General features: G+C 72.2%; 2 protein-coding genes. One reads left to right on the top strand and one right to left on the bottom strand.

Annotated features, from left to right (window positions below):
* Positions 1-778 (bottom strand): MazG family protein (locus tag GH736_RS21545; protein ID WP_235934617.1); only part of this gene is annotated, 778 nt, incomplete at its 3' end.
* 206 nt (positions 779-984) lie between these two features.
* Between GH736_RS21545 and GH736_RS21550 the strand changes: the two genes are divergently transcribed.
* Positions 985-2,212, top strand: a 1,228-nt coding sequence (locus tag GH736_RS21550) for a Na+/H+ antiporter NhaA (RefSeq protein ID WP_159606951.1), incomplete at its 3' end; no start/stop codon positions are given.

Consider the following 2,212-nt stretch of genomic DNA (forward strand, 5'->3'; position numbering starts at 1 on the left):
GGCCGGCGTCGCCGCCGACGCGCCCGCCGGCGTCGCCACCGGCCGCCGCGCGCTCGGCCGCACGCACCTCGTCCTCGAAGCCCCGCACGGCGTGCCGCAGGGCCCGCTCCGCGTCGAGTCCCTGCGAGCGGGCGGATGCCACGACCGAGAACAGCAGGCGACCCAGCTCGTCCTCCGTGGCGGGCGCGACGGGCACCGCGGGCGCGACGGGCGCCGCGGCATCCGGAACCGGGTCGACGACCACCCCGGCCTTCGCGGCCTTGCCGATGACCTTCTGAGCGAGGGCCAGGGCCGGCATGCCGCGCGGGATCCCGTCGAGCACGCTCGTGCGGTGCGGCTTCTCGTCGGCCTTGAGGTCCTCCCAGAACGACACCACGTCGTCGGCGGTCTCGGCGGTGCGGTCGCCGCCGAAGACGTGCGGATGCCGCGACACCATCTTCGCGGTCATGTGCGCCGCGACGTCGTCGATGTCGAAGTCCTCGCCGGGCGTGTGCGCGGCGATGTCGGCGTGGAACAGCACCTGGTAGAGCACGTCGCCGAGCTCCTCGATCATCTCGTCGCGGTCACCCGACTCGATGGCGTCGATGAGCTCCCAGCTCTCCTCGACGAGGTACTGCACGAGGCTCTCGTGCGTCTGGTCGGCGTCCCAGGGGCAGCCGCCGGGCGCACGCAGCAGCGCGACGGTGCGGATGAGCTCGCCGAGTGACGTGGCATCCGTCGGCCCTGCGGCGGCCGGATCGGTTGTGATGGCCTGCGCCCGGTTGCGGATGTCGCCCACGCTCGCTCCCTCCGACGGCTGCCGCATCCCGGCGCGCCGTCCCAGCCATGCTAGGCGCTGCGTCCGGGTGCCTCGATAGGATTGGCGGCGGAGTGCCGGGAAGTCTGGTCGGCCGACGTCGAACGTCGTCGCCCCCATCCGCGCCCGGCGCGTCGCACTGCACGCACTGCACCGCCGTGGCACCGAGACTTCCCGACAGGAGTCCCATGAACGTCCTCCGCTCCGAGCGATTCGCCGCCGCGCTGCTCCTCGTCGCGGCCGTGCTCGGCCTCGTCATCGCCAACCTCCCGTTCAGCCCAGCCGCGGTCGACCTGAAGAACGCGCACCTCGAGATCCCATGGCTCGGACTCGACCTGTCGACGGGCCACTGGGTCAGCGACGGGCTGCTGGCCATCTTCTTCTTCATCGTCGCCGTCGAACTCAAGCGCGAGCTCGTCATCGGCGAGCTCAACAGCCTGTCGAAGGCGCTGCTGCCCGCGATCGCGGCGGTCGGCGGGGTCGTGGTCCCGGCCGGCATCTTCATCGCGTTCACCGCGGGCACCGACACGGTCGACGGCTGGCCGATCCCGACGGCCACCGACATCGCCTTCGCGCTCGGCGTGCTCGCCGTCTTCGGACGGTTCCTGCCCACCCGCGTGCGCGTGTTCCTGCTCGCGCTCGCCGTGCTCGACGACCTCATCGCGATCCTCATCATCGCGTTCTTCTTCACGACCGATGCCGACCTGGCCGCGCTCGGCTTCGGCGTCATCGCGATCACGCTGTTCGGCATGGTCTCGAGGCTCATGAAGCCGCGGTCGAGCTGGATCCTGTCGCGCCGGCCGCAGTGGCCGGTCATGGCGCTGCTGATCGTGCTGGGAGTGCTCGCCTGGTACTTCGTCTACCAGTCGGGCGTGCACGCGACGATCGCGGGCGTCGCGCTGGGCCTCGTGATGGCCCGGCGCCCGGCCGGCCGCGCCGCCCACGCGCTCGAGCCGTGGTCGAACGGCGTCATCCTCCCGCTGTTCGCGTTCACCGCGGCGATGGTGCCCGTGCCGCAGGTGTCGCCGAGCGAGCTCGATCCGGCGTTCTGGGGCATCCTCGTCGGGCTCCCGGTCGGCAAGATCGTGGGCATCACGCTCGCGGGGCTCCTCGGCGGCCTCGTCGCGCGCCAGAAGCCGGGCACCACGACGCCCCTGACGCTGGGCGACCTCGTGGTCGTGGGCGCCCTCGGCGGCATCGGGTTCACGGTGTCGCTGCTCATGAACGAGCTCGCCTTCGCCGGCATCGAGGGCGTCGCCGATGAGGGCACCCTCGCGGTGCTCCTCGGGTCGGGCATCGCGATCGTGCTGTCGGCGGTGTTCGTCACGATCCGCTCCCGGCAGTACCGGCGGCGCGGCAGCAGCAGGGCGCGCAACCCCGCACCGGCCATGATCTCGGCGGAGTCGCGGGCGAACA

The organism is Agromyces humi, assembly GCF_009720255.1.
Lineage (GTDB): Bacteria > Actinomycetota > Actinomycetes > Actinomycetales > Microbacteriaceae > Agromyces > Agromyces humi.